The 17,504-nt window shown below is 71.5% G+C and carries 19 protein-coding genes; 11 read left to right on the plus strand and 8 right to left on the minus strand.

From position 1 onward, the window contains the following. Positions 1-96 precede the first annotated feature (96 nt). From ACQPXB_RS29750 to infC, 4 genes are all read right to left on the minus strand, one after another. Positions 97-909, minus strand: coding sequence for a TrmH family RNA methyltransferase (locus ACQPXB_RS29750; protein ID WP_366581649.1), 813 nt, complete (start codon positions 907-909; stop codon positions 97-99). Next, positions 906-1,283: a 50S ribosomal protein L20 gene (rplT, locus tag ACQPXB_RS29755; RefSeq protein ID WP_360606056.1), complete on the minus strand. Its 378-nt coding sequence runs from the start codon at positions 1,281-1,283 to the stop codon at positions 906-908. Before rplT ends, ACQPXB_RS29750 begins: the two co-directional genes overlap by 4 nt. A 74-nt stretch (positions 1,284-1,357) precedes the next feature. Continuing rightward, positions 1,358-1,552 (minus strand): 50S ribosomal protein L35, encoded by a 195-nt coding sequence (gene rpmI, locus ACQPXB_RS29760; protein WP_086672342.1) that lies wholly within the window; start codon positions 1,550-1,552, stop codon positions 1,358-1,360. A gap of 79 nt (positions 1,553-1,631) precedes the next feature. Then, a complete protein-coding gene (infC, locus tag ACQPXB_RS29765) occupies positions 1,632-2,261 on the minus strand; it encodes a translation initiation factor IF-3 (protein WP_366581637.1) in 630 nt (209 codons plus the stop codon). 205 nt (positions 2,262-2,466) lie between these two features. Between infC and ACQPXB_RS29770 the strand changes: the two genes are divergently transcribed. From ACQPXB_RS29770 to ACQPXB_RS29780, 3 genes are all read left to right on the plus strand, one after another. Then, the gene (locus tag ACQPXB_RS29770) at positions 2,467-2,826 is read left to right on the plus strand and encodes a DUF1844 domain-containing protein (RefSeq protein ID WP_432845222.1); all 360 of its coding nucleotides are present in this window, start codon (positions 2,467-2,469) and stop codon (positions 2,824-2,826) included. 127 nt (positions 2,827-2,953) lie between these two features. Then, a complete protein-coding gene (locus tag ACQPXB_RS29775) occupies positions 2,954-3,601 on the plus strand; it encodes a GntR family transcriptional regulator (protein WP_432845223.1) in 648 nt (215 codons plus the stop codon). Continuing rightward, positions 3,598-4,596, plus strand: a complete 999-nt coding sequence (locus ACQPXB_RS29780; RefSeq protein ID WP_432845224.1) for a 1-aminocyclopropane-1-carboxylate deaminase — start codon at positions 3,598-3,600, stop codon at positions 4,594-4,596. The genes ACQPXB_RS29775 and ACQPXB_RS29780 overlap by 4 nt, the downstream gene beginning before the upstream one ends. A gap of 57 nt (positions 4,597-4,653) precedes the next feature. On the opposite strand, the gene ACQPXB_RS29785 is transcribed toward ACQPXB_RS29780, so the two are convergent. The 3 genes from ACQPXB_RS29785 to ACQPXB_RS29795 are packed head-to-tail and all read right to left on the minus strand — an operon-like array spanning position 4,654 to position 6,766. Then, positions 4,654-5,037: a RidA family protein gene (locus tag ACQPXB_RS29785; RefSeq protein ID WP_432845225.1), complete on the minus strand. Its 384-nt coding sequence runs from the start codon at positions 5,035-5,037 to the stop codon at positions 4,654-4,656. 2 nt (positions 5,038-5,039) lie between these two features. Then, positions 5,040-5,795 (minus strand): IclR family transcriptional regulator, encoded by a 756-nt coding sequence (locus ACQPXB_RS29790; RefSeq protein ID WP_432845226.1) that lies wholly within the window; start codon positions 5,793-5,795, stop codon positions 5,040-5,042. Further along, positions 5,792-6,766 carry a sugar kinase gene (locus ACQPXB_RS29795; protein WP_432845227.1) on the minus strand — a complete coding sequence of 325 codons (975 nt, stop codon included), beginning with the start codon at positions 6,764-6,766 and terminating at the stop codon, positions 5,792-5,794. The genes ACQPXB_RS29790 and ACQPXB_RS29795 overlap by 4 nt, the downstream gene beginning before the upstream one ends. 125 nt (positions 6,767-6,891) lie before the next feature. Here ACQPXB_RS29795 and ACQPXB_RS29800 point away from each other — a divergent pair, with 125 nt between their 5' ends. The 8 genes from ACQPXB_RS29800 (at position 6,892) to ACQPXB_RS29835 (ending at position 16,951) form a co-directional block, all read left to right on the plus strand. Then, positions 6,892-8,196 carry an amino acid deaminase gene (locus ACQPXB_RS29800; protein WP_432845228.1) on the plus strand — a complete coding sequence of 435 codons (1,305 nt, stop codon included), beginning with the start codon at positions 6,892-6,894 and terminating at the stop codon, positions 8,194-8,196. Positions 8,197-8,209: 13 nt separating this feature from the next. Beyond that, complete coding sequence (locus tag ACQPXB_RS29805; RefSeq protein WP_432845229.1) at positions 8,210-9,805, plus strand: N-acyl-D-amino-acid deacylase family protein; 1,596 nt, start codon at positions 8,210-8,212, stop codon at positions 9,803-9,805. Next, entirely contained in the window at positions 9,802-11,193 is a 1,392-nt protein-coding gene (locus ACQPXB_RS29810; RefSeq protein WP_366581628.1) for a GntP family permease, read from the plus strand. Before ACQPXB_RS29805 ends, ACQPXB_RS29810 begins: the two co-directional genes overlap by 4 nt. A gap of 38 nt (positions 11,194-11,231) precedes the next feature. Next, complete coding sequence (locus ACQPXB_RS29815; protein ID WP_432845230.1) at positions 11,232-12,374, plus strand: lactonase family protein; 1,143 nt, start codon at positions 11,232-11,234, stop codon at positions 12,372-12,374. Between the two features lie 73 nt (positions 12,375-12,447). Next, positions 12,448-13,740 carry an extracellular solute-binding protein gene (locus ACQPXB_RS29820; protein ID WP_432845231.1) on the plus strand — a complete coding sequence of 431 codons (1,293 nt, stop codon included), beginning with the start codon at positions 12,448-12,450 and terminating at the stop codon, positions 13,738-13,740. Positions 13,741-13,827: 87 nt separating this feature from the next. Next, positions 13,828-14,691, plus strand: coding sequence for a carbohydrate ABC transporter permease (locus ACQPXB_RS29825; protein WP_432856844.1), 864 nt, complete (start codon positions 13,828-13,830; stop codon positions 14,689-14,691). Further along, entirely contained in the window at positions 14,682-15,560 is an 879-nt protein-coding gene (locus ACQPXB_RS29830; protein ID WP_432845232.1) for a carbohydrate ABC transporter permease, read from the plus strand. Before ACQPXB_RS29825 ends, ACQPXB_RS29830 begins: the two co-directional genes overlap by 10 nt. A gap of 2 nt (positions 15,561-15,562) precedes the next feature. After that, positions 15,563-16,951, plus strand: a complete 1,389-nt coding sequence (locus ACQPXB_RS29835; protein WP_432845233.1) for a beta-N-acetylhexosaminidase — start codon at positions 15,563-15,565, stop codon at positions 16,949-16,951. Positions 16,952-16,954: 3 nt separating this feature from the next. Here ACQPXB_RS29835 and ACQPXB_RS29840 read toward each other — a convergent pair whose 3' ends face one another. Next, entirely contained in the window at positions 16,955-17,383 is a 429-nt protein-coding gene (locus ACQPXB_RS29840) for a hypothetical protein (protein ID WP_432845234.1), read from the minus strand. Positions 17,384-17,504: the final 121 nt, after the last annotated feature.

The raw sequence follows: 17,504 nt of genomic DNA on the forward strand, positions 1-17,504 counted from the left end.
CAGTCTAGGGGATCGGCCGACGGCCCCGGCCGCTCACCCTCCGCTAACGAGCGCGTCTCCGCACCGGCCGCGATCGGCCGTGCGCGACGGCGCCGGTCAGCGGTGCGCAGCCATCGCGGCGGTGTACACGCAGACAGCGGCCGCCGTGGCCAGGTTGAGGCTTTCGGCCTTGCCGTAGAGCGGGATGCGGACGGCGGTATCGGCCGCCGCGAGGACCGACTGCGACAGGCCGTGGGCCTCGTTGCCGAAGATCCACGCGACCGGGTCACCGAACGTGATCTCTTCGAGTGAACGGTCCGCGTAGCCGTGGGCGGCCAGGGTGCGCAGGCCGGCGGCGGTCAGCGACGACAGCACCGCCGGGATGTCGCGCTCGCGGGCCAGGGGGACGTGGAAGGTGCTGCCGGCGGCGGCGCGGACGCTCTTGCCGTTGTGCGGGTCGACCGTGTCGCCCGCGAGGACCACGGCGTCGGCGCCCGCGGCGTCGGCCACGCGGATCACCGTGCCGGCGTTGCCGGGCTCGGCGACGTCCACGAGGACGACCACGAGCCGGGCACCGGTCAGCACCGTCGCGAGTGGACGGTCGACCAGGGCGCACACGGCCACGAGGCCTTGCGGCGTCACGGTTTCCGACAGGCCCTCGGCGGCGCGGTCGGTGACGAGCGAGACCGCCACCCCCGCCGACGAGGCCGACGCGATCAGCTCGGGGTGGGCCGCAGCCGCGCGCTCGGTGGCGAACAGCTCGAAAACGGTGCCGTGCGCCAGCGCGGCCTCGACGGCGTTGACGCCTTCGGCCAGGAAACGGCCGGTCTTCTCGCGTTCCGCGCGGCGCGTCAGCTTGCGCGCAGCAACGACCCGGGGGGTCCGTTCGGTGAACGGAACCGCCCCGGGTCGCGGAAAACTGCCGGTCAGGCCGACTTCGCTTCGCCGGTGTTGACGTTCGCCTTGGCGAGCTCGGCGAGCGCCGTGAAGGCGGCGGCGTCGTTGACCGCGAGGTCCGCGAGGATCTTGCGGTCGACCTCGACACCGGCGACCTTGAGGCCCTGGATGAACCGGTTGTAGGTCACGCCGTTGGCACGAGCGGCCGCGTTGATGCGGGTGATCCACAGCTGGCGGAAGTCACCCTTGCGCGCACGGCGGTCGCGGTAGGCGTAGTTGAGCGAGTGAAGCGTCTGCTCCTTGGCCTTGCGGTACAGCCGCGAGCGCTGGCCGCGGTAGCCACTGGCCAGTTCGAGAGTTGACCGACGCTTCTTCTGGGCGTTGACCGCCCGCTTGACGCGTGCCACTGGTCCATCCTGTCGATTCGGGGGGCGCGGTGGCGCCCGGGGTGATCAGTACGTGTGCGGAGGGTGGCTCAGGCTCAGATGCCGAGCAGGCGCTTGACGCGGCCGGCCTCGGTCTTGGCGAGCTCCGTGGTGCCCTCGAGACGCCGGGTGAGGCGGTTGGACTTCTTCTCCATCAGGTGGCGGCGGCCGGCCTTCTGGCGGCGCAGCTTGCCCGTGCCCGTCACGCGGATCCGCTTGGACGTACCGCTGTGCGTCTTCATCTTCGGCATGGTTGTTCTGTCCTCTTCCGTGCGGCGGCACACCGGTGCCCCGGTGTGCCGCTGACTGTGCTGGGCGCTGCGGGAGGCGTTATGCCTCGGGAGCCGTCTCGGCCTTCGCGACCTTCGGCTTCACGTTCTTGTGCGGGGCCAGCACCATGATCATGTTGCGACCGTCCTGCTTGGGCGACGATTCGACGAAGCCCAGCTCGGTCACGTCGTCGGCCAGCTTCTGCAGCAGCCGGAAACCGAGTTCCGGCCGGGACTGCTCGCGACCGCGGAACATGATCGTGACCTTGACCTTGTTGCCGGCCGCCAGGAACCGTGACACGTGACCCTTTTTGGTCTCGTAGTCGTGCTGGTCGATCTTCGGACGCAGCTTCTGTTCCTTGATGACGGTCAACTGCTGGTTGCGGCGGGACTCGCGGGCCTTCTGCGCGCTCTCGTACTTGAACTTGCCGAAGTCCATGAGCTTGCATACGGGCGGGCGGGCCTGGGGCGCGACCTCGACGAGGTCGAGATCGTTCTCCTGTGCCAGCCGCAGCGCATCTTCGATCCGGACGATGCCGACCTGCTCGCCGTTGGGTCCGACGAGCCGGACTTCCGGCACCCGGATACGTTCGTTGATGCGTGTCTCGGAGCTGATGGGGCCTCCTTGGTCCGAGTGACTACTTCTCTTCTCGACCTGGTGCCCACATGACTCAGGCCCCGTCTCCGGCATACAACCGGTTCACGGGGCCCGCTCTGTCTCCGATCGCGCCCGATCGCGAGGATCGAACGCTTCGCCGGAGCGACGGATGTACCGACATCCACCACTTCGGCGAGACCGGACCCGGACACCTGAGGCGGTGACGCGGGTGGGAGCGGGGCTCCACTTGCCGCCCCCGATTCCTCGGGAGCTGGTCGCTCGTGGAAGGGTACCAGACGTGTCAGAACAACCTTCGGAACAGCCCCCGTATTCCCCGGACGTCCGCGACCTGGAGGACATCCCGAGCGTCGAGGTGATCAGCCGCGCGGCCGTGATGCTGATGTCGGCCGCGGCCGAACGCCTGGGCCTGGCCGACGCCGACCCGGACACCTCACCCCACCGCGACCTCGACGAAGCGCGCCGGCTGATCACGGCGCTGGCCGGGCTCGTCACGTCGTCCGTAGAGTACCTGGGCCTGCACGCCGGCCCGCTGCGCGACGGGCTGCAGTCGCTGCAGAAGGCGTTCCGCGAAGCCTCCGCCGTCCCCGACGCGCCGGGCCAGGGCCCGGGTGAAAAGTTCACCGGCCCGGTTTACTGACCGTCGCTTCCGAGGCCCGTCCGCCACCCGCGGACGGGCCTTCTCCGTCCCGAAGTCCTCAGGTCCCCGTGTCCCCGGGTCCCGACGGCCTTGCCGAACCGCCCGAAAGACATCTAACATGTTAGATGTGAGTCCGCTCCCCAAAGTCACCCGGCCACTGCTGCGCGACGAGGCCTACGACCGCATCCGCCAGGCCATCATCGACGGCAGCCTCGCCCCCGGCACCCCGCTGCGCGACGCCGACCTGGCCGACGAGCTCGGCCTGTCCCGCGCTCCCGTGCGCCAGGCCCTGCTGCGCCTGGCCGGCGACGGGCTCGTGGAGTCCAAGCCGCAGAGCTACACGCGGGTGGCCGCGATCGCGGGCGACGAGGTGCGCGACGCCGTCCAGCTGGTACGCGCGCTGCACGAGTTCGCCATTCGCCAGGCCCTCCCCCGGCTCGGCACCGAGCAGGTCGCCGAGATGCGCGCGGCGAACGAGCGCTTCGCCGCCGCGGTGGCCGAGGGAGAGGTGGCCGCGGCGATCGCGGCCGACGACGAGCTGCACGACGTGCCCGTGCGCGCGTGCGGCAACCGCGCCGTCGCCGCGACGCTGGAGCGCTACACCCCGTTGCTGCGCCGGCTCGAGTACGCGCGCTTCAGCTCCCTGCCCGCACACCGCTCGGTCCGGCGGCACACCGAGCTCGTCGACGCGATCGAAGCCGGCGACGCCGACACCGCCGCCGCTGTCACCTCGACCATCTGGTCGGACCTCGAAGCAAGCCTGGAGACCCCGTGAGCCTCGCCGACTTCCCGCGTTTCCCCCTGATGATCGGCCCGTCGCCGATCCACCGGCTCGACCGCCTCACCGAACACCTCGGCGGCGCGGAAATCCGGGCCAAGCGCGAAGACCTCAACTCCGGTCTCGCCTACGGCGGCAACAAGACCCGCAAGCTCGAATACCTCGTGGCCGACGCGCTCGCCCAGGGCGCCGACACGCTCGTGTCCATCGGCGGCGTGCAGTCCAACCACACTCGCCAGGTGGCCGCGGCCGCCGCCCGCGCGGGGCTGAAAGCCGTGCTGGTGCAGGAAAGCTGGGTCGACTGGCACGACCCGCTGCACGACAAGGTCGGCAACATCCAGCTGTCGCGGATCATGGGCGCCGACGTCCGGCTCGTCGAGGCCGGCTTCGGCATCGGGTTCAAGGAGAGCTGGGAGCAGGTCCTCGCGGAGGTCCGGGACGCCGGCGGCAAGCCGTACGCGATCCCGGCCGGCGCGTCCGACCACCCGCTGGGCGGGCTCGGGTTCGCGGGCTGGGTCGCGGAGCTGGAACAACAGGAGCGAGACCTCGGTGTCTTCTTCGACACCGTGGTGGTCTGCTCGGTCACCGGCAGCACCCAGGCCGGGATGGTGGCGGGCGCCGCACTGGGCGGACGACCCCGCCGCATCCTCGGGATCGACGCGTCGGCCAAGCCCGCCGAGACGCGCGACCAGATCACCCGCATCGCCGAGCACACCGCCGAGCTCATCGGCGCGCCCGGCATCGGAAACGTCGAGCTCGACGAGCGCTACCACGCGGGTGTCTACGGCATCCCCGACGAGTCCACTCTGGACGCGATCCGCACCGCGGCGCGGCTCGAAGGCATGATCACCGACCCGGTGTACGAGGGGAAGTCCATGGCCGGGCTCATCGATCTCGTGCGCCGCGGCGAGATCCCCCGCGAGTCGACCGTGCTCTACGCGCACCTCGGCGGTCAGCCGGCGATCAACGCCTACACGAGCGTGCTGGGCTGACCGGGTTCGCCCGGGCCCGCCACCCAGGCGAACCCGGCGAAACCCGGGAGGCCGGACTCAGTCGAGCACGCACAGCACGTCGATCTCCACGAGGAGACCGGCGGGCAGGCCGACGTAGACGGTGGTGCGGGCCGAGTGCGGGCCCTCCCCGATCAGCTCGTTGTAGACCTCGTTGAACGGGCCGAAGTGGCTCGTGTCGGTGAGGTACACGCGCACCATCACCGCGTCGGCCCAGCCCGAACCGGCCTCGGTGAGCAGGGCCTCGATGTTCTTGAACACCTGCCGCGTCTGCGTCGCGATGTCGTCGCCGACGACCGCGCCGGTCGCGGGGTCGAACGCGACCGTGCCCGCGATCTGCAGGATGTTGCCCTTGCGGACGGCCTGCGAGAACTTCGCCGGCGGCTTCGGCGCGTTCTCGGTCGTGATCGCCGTCTTGCCCATCATTACCCCTTTCCGTTCCCCGTCCATCCACTGTGGACGGAAGCCTCGTCGGTGGCGGCGCGCAGCTCGGGCACGAGCGCGAGCAGGCCGTCGTAGTCCAGCAGCACCTTCGGCACCGACATCGACGCCGCGGCCAGCACCTCGCCGCCGGCGCCGCGCACCGGCGCCGCGATGCAGTGGATGAAGTCCTCGTGCTCGGCGTTGTCCACGGCGTAGCCGCGCTCGGCGACCTTGTCCAGTTCCGCCAGGTAGGCCTCGGTCGAGGTGATCGTGTTCGGCGTGAGCACCACGTAGTCCAGCGAACGCGCGATCTCCTCGCGCCGCGCCCGCGGCATCGCGGCGACCAGCACCTTGCCGACGGCGGTGCAGTGCAGGGGCGCGCGTTTGCCTATGCGCGAGTACATCCGCACGGAGTGGTGGCCCTCGAACTTGTCGATGTACACGACCTCGCCGTCTTCGTACGAGGCGAGGTGCACGGTGTGCCCGGTGCGGATGTTGAGCGCCGCGAGCGCGTCGTGGGAGCTGCTGCGCACGTCGAGGTCTTCCAGTGCCTGGTTCGCGAGGTCGAACAGCGCGCTGCCGAGGCGGTAGTGGCGGGTCCCCTCGCGGCGCACGAAGTGGTGCGACTCGAGCGTGCGCAACAGGCGCAGCACGGTCGTCTTGTGCACGCCGATCTCCTCGGCGAGCTCGTCCAGCGTCTTCGCGCCGCGGGCGAGCCCGGCCAGCACGGTCAGCGCCCGGTCCAGGCTCTGGCTCACCTCACCACCACACCCTCTCCCGTCAGGCGGGCCGCGCCCCACTCTTCGGCGTCCGCGCGCAGCAGCGTATCCACCACGGGGGCGGGCAGGGGCGTGCCGACGTCGTCGTGGGTCAGCAGGGTCGCGGCGGCCTGGAGGTGCCCGCGGCGCAGCCGGGTCGACGGGTCGGCGCCGCGCAGGGTGGCGGCGAGGAAGCCGGCCGCGAACGCGTCGCCGGCACCGACCGGCTCGACCACGTCCACGCGCAGCGCGGGTTCGAACACCGGCGCCGCGTCGCCTTCGACGAGTGTCGCGCCGCGTTCGCCGTGCTTCACCACGAGCGTGCGCGGCCCGGGCAGCAGTTCGCGCAGCCGCGTGGGATCACCGGTCCCCCACACGCGTTCGGCCTCGTCGTCGCCGGTGAGGACCAGATCGGCGAGCCCGGCCAGCTCCGCGAGCACGGCGACGTCCTGCCCCAGCGCGGGCCGGTGGTTGACGTCGAACGACACGAGCCGCTCCCCGCGCGGGGCCGCCAGCAGCGCGCGCACGAGCGCGAGGCAACTGGCCGACAGCGCGGGCGTGATCCCGGACAGGTGCAGCACGCGCGCGCCGTCGAGGTGCAGCCGGTCCACGAGGTCCGGGCCGAGCGCGGAGGCGGCCGAACCGGTGCGGTAATAACGCACCGGGCTGCCCTGGGCGCCGCTTTCCTTGACGTACAAACCTGTCGGACGCGCCGGATCGATCTCCACGCCGCTCACGTCGACGCCGGCCGAGGCGATCTGCTGCACCAGCGCGCGGCCGAACGGGTCGTCGCCGACCGCGCTCACCCACGCGCTCGGCACCCCGAGTGCGGGCAGGTGGCACGCGACGTTCGACTCGGCGCCGCCGAAGGTGCGCAGCCAGCTGCGCACCCGTTCGGGCGGGCCGGGTTCGGCCGGCACGAACAGGGCCATCGACTCGCCGATGCAGAGCACCTCGGGCGGGCTGGTCACTGACTTTCTCCCCGTTCCGTCACCCCGTTGACCTGTGGCGGACCGGATGCTACACCTATGTCGCGCATTTTGCGCAACGCCCGTTGCATCATACGCAACCTATGCCCGCACCGAGGTCTGAATCGATGAACAGCTCCGAGCACGCCGCCCTGACCGCCGCCGTCCGCGCGGGCCGGGACGAGAAGATCGACTGGCGCTTCCGCTCGATCGCGCCCGCGCTGGCCGGGCTCACCCTCGACGAGGCCGCGGCCCGGCGTGCGAACCTGTTCGCCGACGGCTTCTTCGGCCCGTTCGTCGTGCTCGACGCCGCGGCGCTGGAGCACAACCTCGCCACCATGGCGGCGTGGTGCGCCGGGCACGGGATCGCGCTCGCGCCGCACGGCAAGACCACGATGGCGCCCGAGCTGTTCGCGCGCCAGCTCGCGCACGGCGCGTGGGGCGTCACCGCCGCCAACGCCGGGCACCTGCGGATCTACCGCGCGTTCGGCGTCTCGCGGATCCTGCTGGCCAACCAGCTCGTGGACCCGGCGGGCCTGCGCTGGCTCGCGGGCGAGCTGGCGGCGGACCCGGCGTTCGAGTTCGTGTGCTGGGTCGACTCCGTGCGCGGGGTCGAGCTGATGACCGAGGCGCTGGCCGGCTCCGCGCGCCCGGTCGACGTGCTCGTGGAGCTGGGTGGCGCCGGCGGCCGCACCGGGGTGCGCGACCCGGAGACGGCGCTGGCCGTGGCCGAGGCGGTCGCGAAGAGTCCCGCGCTGCGGTTGCGCGGCACGGGCGGCTACGAGGGCGCGCTGTCGCACGACACCGACGACGCCGCCCTGGCCAAGATCAGTTCCTATGTGGACACCCTGCGCGACTCGGCGATCGCGTTCGCAGACCAGGGACTGCTCGCCGAAGGCCAGGTGTACGTGACGGCCGGCGGGAGCGCCTACTTCGACCGCGTGGCCCAGGAGCTCACGAAACCGTGGCCCGCCGGCATGGACGTGCTGCCGATCCTGCGCAGCGGCGCCTACGTCACCCACGACGACGGCTTCTACCGCGAGATCTCGCCGCTCGGCGTGCACCCGCGGCTGGCCGGCGTCGAGCCGTTCCACGCCGCGCTGCACGCGTGGGCGCAGGTCACCTCGAAACCCACTGCCGAGCTTGCGCTGCTCACCGCCGGCAAGCGCGATCTGCCCTACGACGAGGGCATGCCGGAGCCGCAGCTGCTGCGCAAGAACGGCGTCAACGCCGAGCTCACCGGTCACGCCGTGACGAAGCTGAACGACCAGCACGCGTTCCTGGCGCTGCCCGCGGACTCCCCCGTCGAGGTCGGCGACTGGGTGCGGCTCGGGCTTTCGCACCCGTGCACGACCTTCGACAAGTGGCCGCTGCTGCCGGTGGTGGACACCGACGGCGAGACGGTCGTCGACTTCGTGCGGACGTGGTTCTGATGGATGTGCTCTGATGGACACTGTCTTCCGCGGCGCCCAAGTGGCCGACGGCACCGGCGGTCCGATCACTCGCCACGACGTCGGGATCACCGGCGACCGCGTCACCGAGGTCGCCGAACCCGGCTCGCTCACCGGAAAGCGCGTGCTGGACGCGGACGGCCTCGTGCTCGCACCTGGGTTCATCGACATGCACTCGCACTCCGACCTGCAGCTGCTCACGAACCCGGACCACCTCGCGAAGGTCTCCCAGGGCGTGACCACCGAGGTGCTCGGGCAGGACGGCCTCTCGTACGCGCCCGTGGACGACACCGTGCTCGAGGCGCTGCGCCAGCAGCTCGCGGGCTGGAACGACGACCCGGCCGGCTTCGACTGGAACTGGCGCTCGGTCGGCGAGTACCTCGACCGGCTCGACCGCGGCGTGGCCGTGAACGCCGCCTACCTCGTGCCGCAGGGCACCGTCCGGATGCTCGCGGTCGGCTGGGAGAACCGGCCGGCGACCGACGCCGAGCTCGACCGGATGAAGGAACTGATCGCGACCGGGCTCGAAGAAGGCGCTTTCGGGCTGTCCTCGGGGCTCACCTACACGCCGGGCATGTACGCGGACACGGCCGAGCTCGTCGAGCTGTGCCGCGTGGTCGGCGCGCACAGCGGCTACTACAGCCCCCACCACCGCAGCTACGGCGCGGGTGCGCTGGAGGCCTTCGCCGAGATGGTCGACGTCTCGCGCCGCGCGGACTGCCCGCTGCACCTCGCGCACGCCACGATGAACTTCTCCGTCAACAAGGGCAAAGCACCGGAGCTGCTGAGGCTGCTGGACGACGCCCTCGACGCCGGCGGCGACATCACCCTCGATACCTACCCGTACCTGCCGGGCGCCACCTACCTGTCGGCGCTGCTGCCGAGCTGGGCCACCGAGGGCGGGCTCGACGCCACGCTCGCGCGACTGTCCGATGCGGACACCCGCGAGCGGATCCGCGTCGAGATCGAGGAGACCGGCTCGGACGGCGCGCACGGCGTGCCCATCGACTGGTCCGGCATCGAGATCAACGGCGTGCGCCACCAGAGCAACGTCGGCCTCGTCGGCCACAGCGTCGCGGAATCCGCCCGTACGCAAGGAAAAACGCCCGCCGAGCTGTACTTCGCCACGCTGGTCGACGAACGGCTCGGCACCTCGTGCCTGATGCACATCGGCCACGAGGAGAACGTGCAGGCCATCATGCGCCACCGCACGCACACCGGCGGTTCCGACGGCCTGCTCGTCGGCAACCGGCCGCACCCGCGCGCCTGGGGCACGTTCCCCCGTTATCTCGCCCGCTACGTCCGTGAACTGGGCGTGCTCGGGCTGGCCGACTGCGTCGCGCACCTCACCGGGCGCGCGGCGCGGCGGCTGCGGCTCACCGACCGGGGCCTCGTGCGCGCCGGGTACGCGGCCGACCTGGTGCTGTTCGATCCCGCCACGATCACCGACACCGCCACGTTCGAAAACCCGAGGCAGCCCGCCGAGGGGATCTCCCACGTCTTCGTGAACGGCGTCGCCGCGATCGAGGACACCCACCCCACCGGCGCCCTCGCCGGCCATTCCCTTCGTCACCCCGGGAGGGGCCGATGATCCACTGGCTGCAGACCACGACCGGCGGTCTGCTGACGCTCGCGGCGGTTTCGATCGCCGTCCTGCTCGTGCTCATCATCAAGGTCAAGCTCGAACCGTTCATCGCGTTGATCGTGGTGGGGGTGCTCACCGCGCTGGCCGCCGGCCTGCCCGTGGGAACGCTGGTCGGCACCGCGCAGAAGACGTCGGACTCCTTGCTGGAGAAGGGGTTCGGCAGCATCCTCGGGCACATCACGGCGATCATCGGCCTCGGCACCCTGCTGGGGTCGATCCTCGAACGCTCCGGGGGCGCCCGCGTGCTGACCTCGGCACTGCTGCGCGCGTTCGGCGAGAAACGCGCGCCGCTCGCGATGGGCCTGTCCGGTCTGATCTTCGGCATCCCGGTGTTCTTCGACATCGGCATCTTCGTGCTGGCGCCGCTGGTCTACGCGGCGGCCAAGCAGGGCGGCCGCTCGATCGTGCTCTACGCGATGCCGCTGCTGGCGGGCCTGTCGATCACCCACGCGTTCATCCCGCCCCACCCCGGGCCCGTCGCGGCCGCCGGGCTGCTGCACGTGGACCTCGGCTGGCTCATCCTGATGGGCGCGGTCTGCGGCATCCCCGCGTGGTTCGTCGGCGGCATCCTGTACTCGACGTGGATCGGCAAGCGCGTGAACGTGCCGCTCGCCGAGGAGTTCGCCAAGCTCGCCGGCGACGACGACGAAGAGAACCCGAACCCGCCGTCGCTGGCCCTGGTCAGCGGCATCATCGCGATCCCGCTCGTGCTGATCCTGGTGGGCACGTTCGGCAGCATCGTGCTGCCGAAGAACTCCGGCGCCGCCGGGGTCGCGGCGTTCCTGGGCACGCCCGCCATCGCGCTGACGATCGCCACGCTGCTCGCCTCGTGGCTGCTGGGCCACCGCCGTGGCATGACGGGCGCGGACCTGGCGCAGCTGTCGGCGAACGCGCTGCGCCCGGTCGCGATGATCCTGCTGGTGGTGGGCGCGGGCTCGTTCTTCGGGGCGGTGCTCTCGGCGACCGGCATCGGCCAGGCCGTCGCCGGCTCCCTCGGCGACGCGGGCCTGCCCGTGATCCTCGCGGCCTACATCATCAGCTGCGGCATGCGCGTCGCGCAGGGCTCGGCGACGGTCGCGATCGTGACCACCAGCGGCATCGTCGCGCCGACGGTGGTGGAGCTGCACTACTCGCAGCCGCAGCTGGCCCTGATCGTGATCGCGATCTCCGCGGGCTCGATCATCGCCTCCCACGTGAACGACGGCGGCTTCTGGATCGTGTCGCGCTACTTCGGCCTTTCCGTGCCCCAGACGCTGAAAACGTGGACCGCGCTCGAAACAGTCCTTTCCCTCAGCGGTTTCGCCGTGGCAGCATTGATCATGGCAGTGGTCTGAACCACCTTCTGGTCCCCTCACCGTTGGGAGAAACCTCGATGGCCGGACTTTCCCGTCGCACGTTCCTCGGCGCCGCCGGCGCCGCCGGACTCGGCACCGTGCTCGGCACCCAGCTCGCGAACGCCGCACCCGCCGGGTGCGCGCGAGACGCGGGCGCGATCGCGTACGTCGGCAGCTACACCAGCACCCCACCGGCCGGGCACGGCCTCGACGTGGTGGGCCGCACGGGCACCGCGCCGGCGCTCACCCCGGTGCGCACCGTCGCCGGGGTGCCCGACGCGTCGTGGTTCGACCGCAGCCGCGACGGCCGCACCCTCTACGCGACGAACGAGGGTGACCCGAATGGCGCCATCTCGGCCCTCGACGTCACCACGGCGAACCGCCCCCGGCTGCTCAACTCCGTGTCGTCGAAAGGCAGCGCCCCGACGCACCTGTCCGTGCACAGCAGCCAGAAGTACGTGCTGGCGGCCAACTACGGCTCGGGCAGCGTCGTGGTGCTGCCGATCCTGGCGGGCGGCAAGCTCGGCCCGGCCACGGACGTGCAGCAGCACCAGGGCGCCGAGCGGGACGCGCACGCGCACCAGGTGGTGAACGACCCGACCGGGCAGTGGGTGCTGTCGGTGGACCTCGGCGCCGACTCGGTCTACGTGTACACGCTCGACACCGGCAGCGGGAAGCTCGCGCTGCACCAGCAGGTCACGCTCCCCTCCGGCGCGGGGCCGCGGCACCTGGCGTTCCACCCGAACGGCCGCTACGCCTACCTCGCGCAGGAGCTGCGCCCGGAGATCACCGTGCTGTCCTGGGACGCGGCGGCGGGCCGGCTCACCCCGCTCGCGGTCGTCCCCGCGGTGCCGGCGGGCAGCACCGGCGACCTGTTCCCGGGCGAGATCGCCGTGTCGACGGACGCCAAGTTCGTCCACGCGACCGTCCGCGGCCCGAACACGATCGCCACGTTCTCGGTGTCCGGCGGCGGCACCACGCTCAAGCTGGTGTCCAGTGTGGACACCGGGGGCGACTGGCCGCGCCACGTCGCGCTCTCGCCCGACGAACGCTGGTTCTACGTGTCCAACCAGCGTTCGGGCACCGTCACCTGGCTGCCGCGCGACCCGGCCACGGGCCTGCCCGGCGCGGTCGCCGGCTCGCTCGCCGTGCCGTCGGTCAACTCCGTTTTCTTCGCCTGACCCGGCGTCGCCGGCCGGCGGCGGACCAGACCGGTCCGTCGCCGGCCGGCCCCTACCCTCTGGGAGCTCAACGATGAGAGTGCGTCGTACGTTCACCGCCATCACTGTCTCCGCGGCGCTGGCCCTGCTGGCCGGCTGCGCGCCCACCCAGTCGGCCCCGGCGGCCTCGGGCGGGGACGACCAGACCGGCACGCTTCGCGTGTGGCTGTTCGACGAGGCCAGCCGCGCACCCAAGGAAGCGGCGGTGAAGGAGGCCATCACCGAGTTCAAGGCCGCGCACGCCGGCGTGGACGTCGACGTGCAGTGGGTGCCGGTCGAGGGCCGCGCCGACAAGTTCTCCGGCGCCTTCAACGACCCGTCGAACGCGCCCGACGTCGCCGAGTTCGGCAACACCGACGTGGCGAGCTACGCCCAGACCGGTGCGCTCAGCGACCTCACCGGCGACATCTCGTCGTGGAGCGAGGGCAAGGACCTGCTGCCCTCGGTGCTCGACACCGCGAAGTCGGGCGGCAAGACCTACGGCCTGCCCTGGTACACCGGCATCCGCGCCCTCTACTACCGCACCGACGTGTTCACCGAGCTGGGTCTCGAGCCGCCGGCCACCCTCGCCGAGCTGACCGACGACGCCCGCAAGATCCACGCCGCCAAGCCCGACCTCTACGGCATCTCGACCGGCGGCAAGTACACCTACGCGCTCCTGCCGTTCGTCTGGGCCAACGGTGGCGACGTGGCCAAGCAGGACGGCGGCAAGTGGACGTCCACTGTGGAGTCGCCGCAGGCGAAGGCCGGCATCACCGCGTACGCGAACCTGCTCAAGGACGACATCTGCCCGCCCGCCGCGTGCGCGAACCTCACCGGCACGCAGAGCGTGACCGCGTTCGCCGGCGGCAAGGCCGGGATGACCATCGGCGGTGACTTCAACCGCAAGGCCGTGGAACAGGCTGCGGTTAAGGGCAAGTACGCCGTGGTCCCGCTGCCGGGCACCACGCCGGGCTCGGTCGCGCCCGCGTTCGCCGGCGGCAACCTGCTGGGCGTGTTCGGCGCGAGCAAGCGCCACGGGCTCGCCGTGCAGTTCGCGGAGCTGCTGGCCGGGGCGAAGTACCAGGAGAAGATGTACAACGCCATGGGCAACCTGCCCACGCTGGAGAGCGTGCAGAAGAAGCTCGCGGCGAGCGACCCGACGCTCAAGCCGTTCGTGGACACCCTCGCCGCCGGCACGAAGTTCGTGCCGAGCACGCCCGGCTGGTCGAAGATCGACAGCCAGAACGTGCTGCCCACCGCCGTGCAGCAGATCGCGACCGGCGGCAAGGACGTCGACGGCGCGCTCGCCGACGCCACGGCGGCGATGAACAAGAACTTCGGCTGATGGTCACGCAGCGCTGCCCGTGACCGTCCCGGCTCCGGTCGCGCCCCGCCGCGCCGGCGGCGGGACGGCCGGGCGGCGCTCCTCTACCTGCTGCCCGCGGGCATCCTGCTCGCGGCGCTGCTGGTGTACCCGATCTACCAGCTGGTGCTGATCTCGTTCTACGACTACGGGCAGCCCCAGGCCGCGGGCGCGGCGCCGCTGGTGTTCCTCGGGTTCGACAACTATGCGGCGCTGCTGCAGGACGTGCAGTTCTGGACGGTGCTCGCGAAGACCGTCGGGTTCGCCGCCGCGTGCGTGCTCGGCAGCCTGGTGGTCGGGACGGCGCTGGCGGTGCTGGCATCGAAGGTGCGCGCGGTGCCGCGGACGCTGCTGTTCCTCGCGGCGCTCGGCGCGTGGTCGACGCCCGCGATCGCCGGCTCGTACGTGTGGCTGTTCCTCTTCGACACCGACTTCGGCCTCGTGAACGAGGTGCTCTCGGGCATCGGCTTCACGGGCATGGCGCACCACTCCTGGACGTTCGGCACCTTCGGCGCGTTCGGGCTCGTGGCCGCCGAGGTGATCTGGTGCTCGTTCCCGTTCGTGCTGGTCACGATGTACGCCGGGATCAAGGCGATCCCGGAGGAGGTCCTCGAGGCCGCGTCGCTGGACGGCGCTTCGGCGTGGCGCAGCACGTGGGCCGTCGTGCTGCCGATGGTACGGCCGCTGCTGATGATCGCGACGATCCAGTCGATCATCTGGGACTTCAAGGTGTTCACCCAGATCTACGTGATGACCAACGGCGGCGGCGTGGCCGGGCGCAACCTCGTGCTCAACGTCTACGCCTACCAGCAGGCCTTCGCCGGGCAGGAGTACGGCCTCGGCTCGGCGATCGGAGTCGTGATGACGCTGCTGCTCCTGTCGATCACCGGACTGTACGTCCGGTCCCAGCGCCGGAGCACGGCATGGCTGTGATCACGGCGAAGTCGCGCACTCGCCGCGTCCGGCGGCCGGGCCGGCTCGTCGCGGAGATCGTCACGGTCGTGGTGGCCGGGATCGTCGCGTTCCCGCTGTACTGGATGGTGCTCTCGGCGTTCAAGCCCGCCGGCGAGATTCAGACGGCGAACCCGAAACCGTGGACGCTGGCGCCTTCGCTCGACAGCTTCCAGCGCGTGCTCACCGTTTCGGGCTTCGGCCGGTTCTTCGTGAACAGCCTGCTGGTCGCGCTGGCCGTGGTGGTGCTGTCGCTGCTGCTGTCGTTCCTGTCTGCCGTGGCCCTCACGCGGTTCCGCTTCCGCGGCCGCACGGTGCTGCTGGTGATGATCCTCGTGGCGCAGATGGTGCCGGTGGAGGCGCTGACGATCCCGCTGTTCTTCCTGATGCGCCAGATCGGCGCGGTCGCGCCGGCGTTCGGGCTCAACGAGCTGGGCTCGCTCGTGCTCGTGCACCTGGCGTTCAGCCTGCCGTTCGCGATCTGGATGCTGCGCGGGTTCGTCGCGGCGGTGCCGGTGGAGCTGGAGGAGGCGGCGAAGCTGGACGGCGCGTCGCGGATGCGCTTCACGTGGCAGATCCTGTTCCCGCTGGTGGCGCCGGGCTTGGTCGCCGTGAGCGTGCTGGCGTTCATCCACGCGTGGAACGACTTCCTGTTCGCGAAGACGTTCATCATCTCCAAGACCGAGAACCAGACGCTGCCGCAGGCGATCCTGGTGTTCTTCAAACCGGAGGACACCGACTGGGGCGCGGTGATGGCGTCGTCCACCCTCATGACGATCCCGGTGCTGGTGTTCTTCGTGCTGGTGCAACGCCGGCTCGTCGCCGGGATGTCCGGCGCGGTGAAAGGCTGATCATGCCCGGGTTCGACACCCTGCTCCCCCGTCCCGTCTCCGTCACCGAGGTGCCGGGCACGTGCCCGTGGCCGACACTGGTCACCGTGCGGCCGGCGCCGGAGCTGCCCGCCGAGGGCTACCGGCTGGCGATCACGCCCCACGGAGTCACGCTGTCGGTCGCCGACGTGGCGGGCGAGGTGTACGGCCGGCAGACGCTGCGCCAGCTCGCCGGGCCGGACGCGTTCCGGGCGGCGTCGATCCGCTCCGGGCTGACGTTGCCGTGCGGGGTGGTGGAGGACCACCCGCGGTTCGGCTGGCGCGGCTGCCTGCTCGACGTGGCGCGGCACTTCCGCACGAAGGCCGAGGTGCTGCGGTTCGTCGACCTGCTGGCGGCGCACAAGCTCAACGTGCTGAACCTGCACCTGACCGACGACCAGGGCTGGCGCATCGAGGTGCCGCGGTTCCCCCGGCTCACCTCGGTCGGTGGCTGGCGGCGTTCGTCGATGGTGGGGCGCCACGACGGCCCCGAGCGCGACGGCCGTCCCCACGGCGGCTTCTACTCCACCGACGACCTGCGGGAGATCGTCGCGTACGCCGCCGCACGGGCCGTGACGGTGGTGCCGGAGATCGACGTGCCCGGCCACGCCCGCGCGGCCATCGCCGCGTACCCGAAGCTCGGCCCCGACCCCGACGCGGACTGGGAGGTGTGGACGTCCTGGGGCATCAGCACTTCGCTGCTCGACCCTTCGGAGTCCACTTTGGATTTCTTCCGCACCGTGTTCGACCACGTGCTGGACATCTTCCCGTCGCCGGTCATCGGCCTCGGCGGTGACGAGGTGCCGGGCGCGACCGAGGCCCACGGCCGGTTCGTCCGCGAGATCGCCGCGCACCTGGCCGCACGCGGCCGGCAGGCGCTCGGCTGGGACGAGGTCCTCGACATCGACGACCTCCCGCCCATGGTGATCGGCGCCTGGCAGGACGAGGCGCGCGGCGAGCTGGCCGCGTCGCGGGGTCACGACGTGGTGCTGTGCCCGGAGGACCGCGTGTACCTCGACCACCGCCAGTCCGACCACCCCGACGAGCCCATCCCGGTCGGCTACCTGCGCACACTGGAGGACGTCTACACCTACGATCCGGCGCTGACCGGCCCGCACCTGCTCGGCGCCCAGGCCCAGGTCTGGACCGAGCACCTCGACACCGCGCGGCGCGTGGACTACGCGGCTTTCCCCCGGCTGAGCGCGTTCGCGGAGCTGGCCTGGACCACCGGGCCCCGCGACTTCGCCGAGTTCCTGCCGCGCCTGCGCGACCACCACCTGCCGCGGCTCGACGCGCTGGGCGTGGAGTACCGGCCGCTCGACGGGCCGCACCCGTGGCAGACCCGGCCCGACGCACCGGGCCGCCCTCGCTGAGCTCTAGCGCTGCCCGCGGTCCGGCCGGACCACGTGCGGCCCGGGCTTCCCCTCCGGCAGCGCGCGCACCGGACGGACGCCCGTGGCCCACCACCAGAACGCCGCTCCGACCACCGCCACCAGCAACCCGCCGACCATCAGGACCACCGCGAGCCCCACGACCGACGCCGACAGCGCGGCCATGCCCCCGACCACGGCCAGCACCCCGGCGAAGTACACCAACGCCCATCCCAGCAGCGACTGCCGCACCTTCCGGACGGCCGCGACGCGCAGCTCGAGCTCGGCGCCGCACCAGTCGCAGACGGCCGTCGCCGAGGCGAAGCCGGCCGCGGGGCGCCGGACGGTGAGCCTCGAGGTGCGTTCGCTGCCTTCGGCACTGCGCTCGTGCGCGAGGTGCCGCAGCAGCAGCCGTGGGCGCGGGTCTCGCTCCACCGGATTCCCCTCCGTCGGGCTGGTTCGCGGCGACCGTACCTCGTGCCCCGCCGAGCTGTGTAGGGCGTTATACAGAAACAGTGCGCGAACAACCGTCCGGGTGAGGCCGGGCGATTCGCCC

The sequence above is a fragment of the Amycolatopsis sp. CA-161197 genome (assembly GCF_050942255.1).
In the GTDB taxonomy this organism is placed as follows: domain Bacteria; phylum Actinomycetota; class Actinomycetes; order Mycobacteriales; family Pseudonocardiaceae; genus Amycolatopsis.